This is a genomic window from uncultured Cyclobacterium sp. (assembly GCF_963976465.1).
GTDB lineage: Bacteria > Bacteroidota > Bacteroidia > Cytophagales > Cyclobacteriaceae > Cyclobacterium.
In genome coordinates this window covers 1-6,543 of sequence record NZ_CAXBOC010000342.1, presented here as the reverse complement: position 1 = coordinate 6,543, position 6,543 = coordinate 1, and the positions used below count along the sequence as shown (strand labels likewise).

Sequence of the window (6,543 nt, the reverse complement as noted above, 5' to 3'; positions counted from 1 at the left end):
CCAGGCTTCCGGCATTTTCACAGCAACATCCTTCCAGCGCATGTCTCGAAAATCTTTGGAATCATTCTGACCCATTGCGGAGCCAATCGCTAGAACTGCAATTAACCCTATCAATCCCATTGTTTTTGAAAGTGCAATTTTATTTTTCATTGTAATTGAATTTCCTTATTTGTGGTAATATTAATCCTGAAAGAGGCAATAGCCCTTCTATTACGTCTATTTTTCCAACCATTTCCATCTTTCTCCCCAGTCGCCCAAAAAGGCTTCTCTGAAGTTAGCAATGGTTTTCGCTCCCTGTTGATCTTTAATAAATAACCCCTTACTTGATCGATCACTGTACCAATTGGATCCCAATTGGTAATCGTCTGAAGAGGGTTTTCCCGGCCAGGGAATGGTACTGATATATTCTCCTTCCAAGCCATTCAGTTCAGGAATTTCACTACTGGTTTTGTATTTACCGTGTTCAGCCTTTTTAGAGCTATATTTTACTCCGTAAACCCCTTCTCCGAGGTAATAACCCGGCCAAACCTGACCTTGTATTTTGATTTGAAAAACTGCAGAATCCTCAGGAACCATTATTTTAGGTCCTTTAAATCTCCATTCGATTGTAGCATAAGCCGCCACTGTATCTGCCTTGGTACTACCACCTTCAAATACACTTCTGGAACTACGGTCTATCCTCTCAAAGCTTCCACCCCAACTTTCTCCTGTAGGGTCTTCCGGGTCTCCCTTCATTATATAAGCGAGTGATGGGGTATCTCCCATTTTTATTTCTCCATTGTAATAATTGATGAAATCCTTACCCATTACCCCTCGCCCTTGAATAAAATTGTTATAATACGCATCCGCTTTGTAAGTTTCGGAAGTACCATCATCCATAAACCAACCCCTATAGGTTGCATTGGATTCTATCATCCATAAATCTGAATGATTGGCAGCGATATATGAATAGGCATTGATGCTCCATTTCTTATTCGGGCCTCCAATCCAATACACCCTTATATTCTCCTTTATTTCCGGTGCATCATGCAATGCCTGAGCGAGATCTTCTATTCCTCCCCAAACCAAAACCCAAATCGGTTGATCACTTTCTTTTTTGGCGCATTTAATGATCCAATCTGAACCTTCAGTAGAAGTAGAATACCCCTTAAAAGGAGCTGCCGGAATGGCGCCTTGCTTGACAACCGATCTCAAAGCAGCGGGTTTCGGAAGACCACTTGTATGTTTTGCTAACTGGGCATAATCCTTTTCATAATGCGCAATAATGTCCAAGAAATCACTCTTGCGTCCTCCCCCGAAAGGAGAGGAAATCAAGCCCTCAATTTCAAATTGATCCGCATACATCAATAAATGTATCATGGACTGAAAATCATCCGGGTCGGTTCCTCCTATATCGGAACTAATCAAAACCCTGGGCTTAACAGTTTCCATTTTATCTGCCTTGAAATCAATTATCGCCAGCCAAGCGATTATCCACAAAAAACTTGTGCTATACATTAAATTCATTTTCTCTTTTTTTACGCTAAAATTTAAACAATTGTCTTTTGGTATAGGGTATATCAAAACCACAATCCGCACTAAAACAAATAAATATGAATTAAAACAAAAGTAAATGAAACCAAAAATAAATAAAAACGAAAATTTTTAAGAAAAATATTTATTTATTTCTTAATTTTAATTTTATTTACAAGTATGACTTCTACTTTCAATGGTGCATAACTTGAGACACCAGCAAAATAGAAGCTTTAAACCCTAGTAAAAACAATTTATCGAAAATGTTTTCGATATTAAACAAAAAATATGCTGCCAAAACAAAGAAAAGAAAAGATACTTGCCTTACTTAAAGAAGATGGATCTGCCAAAGTAATCGATCTGGCCAGGATTTTTAAGGTCACAGAGGTCACTATCAGACAGGATCTGGAAAAATTGGAAAAAAATGGTTTTGTTATCCGAGAGCACGGTGGTGTACATTTAAAAAATGTGGAAGACCAGGTGCGTAATTTCTCATTAATCCATCAGGATAATTTGAAGAAAAAAGAAATTATTGCCGAAAAGTGTCTGGAATTTATTCAGCCCGGGGATACCATCATATTAGATTCAGGTTCTACTACCACTGAGATTGCTAAAAAAATAATAAATATTAAGGGCTTGACAGTCATTACAAATGCCCTAAATATAGCACTTATGCTAGGTGCTAATCCAAACATAGACATTATCATGACTGGAGGTGAATTCAAGGCACCTACATTATCACTTACCGGTCAAAAAGCGGCTGATTTCTTTAAGGGGCTGAATGTCCAGAAACTCTTTCTGGCAACTGCAGGTATTTCCTTAAAATCCGGACTTACCTACCCAAGCCTTAGCGATCTTGTAGTGAAAAAAGCCATGATAGATGCCGCAGACATTACTTACCTGGTAGCCGATTCTTCGAAAATTGGAAAAAGTGCTTTTGCCAGCCTCGGTGCCTTATCACTTATTGATTACATTATCACTGACGAAGGAGTCGAAAATAAACACAAAGAGGTTTTCAAAGAAAATGAAATCCAATTAATTATCGCTGAAGATAATAATGAAAAATAGCAAGTAATAAGCCCATTTTAACAAAACAATGAAAAATCAAAACATTACTTTAGGCATTATCATAGGAAATAGAGATTTTTTCCCTGACAAACTCGTGTCAGAAGCAAGAACTGAGGTTTTAAAAGTTCTTAAAAAGCAAGGGGTCAAAGCCATTATTTTTGGAGAAAAAGAAACTAAACTTGGTGGAGTTGAAACCTATTTGGATGCCAGGAAATGTGCTGATCTTTTCAAGAAGCATAAGGAAGATATCGCAGGTGTTTTAGTAGTACTCCCAAATTTCGGAGATGAACGAGGAATTGCAGACACTTTACACCTTGCTGATCTTAAAGTGCCGGTACTTATTCAAGGATACCCTGATGAGCTGAATAAACTAAATGTAGCCAACAGAAGAGATTCATGGTGTGGGAAAATCTCAGTTTGCAATAACCTTTACCAATACGGTATCAAATATTCGATCACTACCAAACATGTGGTCCACCCTACCGACCCATCCTTTCAGGCAGATTTACAAAAATTCCTGGGTGTTTGCCGTTTAGTTAAAGGAATGAAAAATGTTCGAATTGGAGCCATTGGCGCCAGACCCACTGCTTTTAACACGGTGAGGTACAGCGAAAAAATATTGCAGAAAAATGGCATTTCTGTGGTCACCTGCGATTTATCAGAAATACTTGGAAAAGCCAATAAGCTAGACAATTCTCATCATCGGGTAAAAGATCATTTGGAGAAAATTCACAATTATGCCTCTACCGGAAAAACCCCAAGTGAGTCTTTAATTCAAATGGCAAAGCTTGATGTGGTATTGAATGATTTTATGACTGAAAATCAATTGGATGCCAATGCCATTCAGTGTTGGACCTCGCTTCAGCAAAACTATGGTTGCAATGTTTGCACCAGCTCAAGTATGTTTAGCGAAGGCATGATCCCTAGCGCCTGTGAAGTAGATGTGACGGGAACCCTAAGCATGTATGCAATGCAATTGGCCTCTGGTTCTCCCAGTGCTTTGGTAGATTGGAACAATAACTATGCAGATGATGAGGAAAAATGTGTGCTTTTCCACTGCGGAAACTGGGCCAAATCCTTCTTACCTGACATAGAGATTAGCAATGCACCCATTCTCGGTACCACTGTAGGGGTGGAAAACACCTATGGTGCTTTGGATGGACGTACGCCTGCCTCACCCTTGACTTTCGGTAGAATCACCACAGATGATACCAAAGGAATCATGAAAGCCTACATGGGAGATGGAATGTTGACAAATGATGAATTAAAAACTTTCGGAAATAGGGCCGTTGCAAAAATCCCAAACCTTCAGGGATTAATGCAATATATATGTAAAAATGGTTTCGAACATCATGTCGTAATGAATGCCTCGCATACTTCTGAAGTTTTGAAAGAAGCATTTGAAAACTATATGGGATGGGACGTATACCATCATGAAGGAGAATAAAATCAGGTGAATTGTTACCACGAAGAGAAAACAATGATGTCAGATAAAGATTTGGAAAAAAAGTCAGTATTGCTGAGAAAAAACATTCTCAAATACATTTACAAAGCAAAAGCCGGACATACCGGAGGAAGCTTATCTTGTGTGGACATATTGAATGTATTGTACAATAAAGTACTTAATGTGAACACAAACGATTTCAGAAACCCTGAAAGAGACCGCTATATTCAAAGTAAAGGACACAGCGTAGAAGCCCTGTTTGTCACGCTTGCAGACAGAGGTTTTTTTCCTGAATCAGACCTGGAAACGCTTTGTCAGTACCAATCTCACTATATCGGCCACCCTACAAAAAAAGTAAATGGAGTGGAGCAAAATACCGGAGCTTTGGGCCATGGTTTACCTATCTGCGTCGGAGAGGCTATTGCAGCCAAACTGGACAAAAAGCAACACCGGATATTTACGCTTTTAGGAGATGGTGAATTGCCTGAAGGCTCCAACTGGGAAGCATTTCTTTCCGCATCGCATTATAAATTGGACAACCTATACGCGATTTTGGACAATAACAAACAGCAAATCACCGGTTCAAATCAGGAAGTAATGAATACTGATTCCCTTCAGGAAAAATTGGAAGCTTTTGGTTGGTCTGTGAAAGAGGTTGATGGTCATAATTTAAAAGAACTGACAGAAGCATTAAACAATGGCCCATACAATATTGGTAAACCAAATTTCATCATTGCCCATACAGTCAAAGGAAAAGGGGTGAGTTATATGGAAAGCGTTTTGAAATGGCACCATGGCGTCCCAAGCCCCGAACAATACGAATTGGCTATATCAGAACTAGACGCGGCTGAGGCATTAATCTCATAGATCATGGAACTGAATAAAATTGTAAATAAAAATTTAAAAATGGGTAGAGCAAACCAAGAAGTTTTTGCTGAAACCCTTGAAAACTTAGCTGCTGCGGACCCATCAATCATTGCCGTAACGAGTGACTCCCGCGGTTCGGGGAAACTCGTTCCATTTGGACAGAAATATCCAAATCAGATTGTAGAGGTTGGCATTGCTGAACAAAATCTAGTAGGCGTAGCCGCTGGCCTGGCTTCTGCAGGAAAGAAACCTTTTGCTGTTTCACCTGCTTGTTTCCTTACAGCAAGAGCACTGGAACAAATCAAAAACGATGTGGCCTATTCTGATAACCCCGTGAAATTGGTAGGAATAAGTGCTGGTGTAAGCTACGGTGCATTAGGCACCACACATCATAGCCTTCATGACTTTGCCGTGCTTCGAGCCATCAACAATATCACCATTGTGGTGCCAGCGGACAACTTCGAAACTGAACAGGCGGTGCGTTTAGCCGCCAATCTTAAACAACCGATTTACCTTCGCTTTGGTAAAAAAAGCGTACCCTTCTTGAGTGAAGAAAACCAAACATTCGAATTTGGTAAGGGGAGAGTTATCCGCGAAGGAACTGACCTTACCATCATTGCCAATGGAGAAACCGTCCAACACGCATGGCAGGCAGCAGAGGTTTTGGAACAGCAGCATGGAATCACTACCAAGGTTATCAGCATGCACACCATCAAACCTTTGGATACAAAGCTTCTGGATGATTTAGCCAAAGTTGGGAAACCAATAATCACAGTAGAAGAACATATGGTAAACGGAGGCTTAGGAGAAGCCTGTGCTTCCTACCTTTTTCAACAAGGGGCAACAAACCCATTCCATATTATGGGCATTCCCGATGAGTACACCGTGACGGGTTCCCAAAATGAGATCTTTAAGCATTACGGGATTTCCTGTGATGGCATAGTAGCGAAAGCAGTATTAGTTTTAAAAAATTAACACCCAAACCCAAAATGACCAATTTCAACCCCTTAAAAATGCTTTGCTTTTTTGCAGTAGCATTGATTTTAAATGGCTGCGGAGGACCTGATGAACACGCCTTGGATCAACCTAAAAAGGTGGCCGTAATTGTGTCCACTCTTAACAATCCCTGGTTTGTAGTATTGGCAGAAACAGCCGCAGATCGTGCTACCGAATTGGGATTTGAGGCAACTATTTTTGATTCCCAAAACAATACCGCACTAGAAACAGATCATTTTGAAAACGCTGTTTCTTCAGGATATGACGCCATACTTTTCAACCCTACAAATGCAGATGGCTCAATTGCCAATGTAAGGATCGCCAAAGAAAAGGGGGTGCCGGTATTTTGCATGGATCGAGAGATCAATGCAACGGATGCAGCCACAAGCCAGATTCTTTCAGACAGCTATGCAGGTTGCGTGGCCATTGGTAAATACTTTGTAGAAAAGCTCAATAAAAAGGGCAAATATGTTGAAATTCTAGGTTTAGTAGGTGACAACAACACTTGGAGCAGGTCTAGAGGGTTTCATTCGGTGGTGGACAATTATCCCGAACTTCAAATGGTTGCCCAGCAAAATGCAGATTTCGACAGAAACAAAGCCATGGAAGTTATGGAATCCATATTACAAGTGCACCCCGACATCAAGGGGGTATTT

At 40.2% G+C, this 6,543-nt stretch carries 6 protein-coding genes; 5 read left to right on the top strand and 1 reads right to left on the bottom strand.

Features of this window, described 5'->3' with window-relative positions:
- Positions 1 to 216 precede the first annotated feature (216 nt).
- A complete protein-coding gene (locus AAC037_RS17280; protein WP_339904315.1) occupies positions 217 to 1,506 on the bottom strand; it encodes a nucleoside hydrolase-like domain-containing protein in 1,290 nt (429 codons plus the stop codon).
- Positions 1,507 to 1,800: 294 nt separating this feature from the next.
- Here AAC037_RS17280 and AAC037_RS17275 point away from each other — a divergent pair, with 294 nt between their 5' ends.
- From AAC037_RS17275 to AAC037_RS17255, 5 genes are all read left to right on the top strand, one after another.
- Positions 1,801 to 2,580 carry a DeoR/GlpR family DNA-binding transcription regulator gene (locus AAC037_RS17275; RefSeq protein ID WP_339904313.1) on the top strand — a complete coding sequence of 260 codons (780 nt, stop codon included), beginning with the start codon at positions 1,801 to 1,803 and terminating at the stop codon, positions 2,578 to 2,580.
- A 28-nt stretch (positions 2,581 to 2,608) separates the two neighbouring features.
- A complete protein-coding gene (locus AAC037_RS17270) occupies positions 2,609 to 4,027 on the top strand; it encodes an L-fucose/L-arabinose isomerase family protein (RefSeq protein WP_339904312.1) in 1,419 nt (472 codons plus the stop codon).
- Positions 4,028 to 4,063: 36 nt separating this feature from the next.
- Complete coding sequence (locus tag AAC037_RS17265; RefSeq protein WP_339904316.1) at positions 4,064 to 4,891, top strand: transketolase; 828 nt, start codon at positions 4,064 to 4,066, stop codon at positions 4,889 to 4,891.
- Positions 4,892 to 4,894: 3 nt separating this feature from the next.
- Complete coding sequence (locus AAC037_RS17260; RefSeq protein ID WP_339904311.1) at positions 4,895 to 5,866, top strand: transketolase C-terminal domain-containing protein; 972 nt, start codon at positions 4,895 to 4,897, stop codon at positions 5,864 to 5,866.
- A gap of 38 nt (positions 5,867 to 5,904) precedes the next feature.
- Positions 5,905 to 6,543 (top strand): substrate-binding domain-containing protein (locus AAC037_RS17255; protein ID WP_339904309.1); only part of this gene is annotated, 639 nt, incomplete at its 3' end.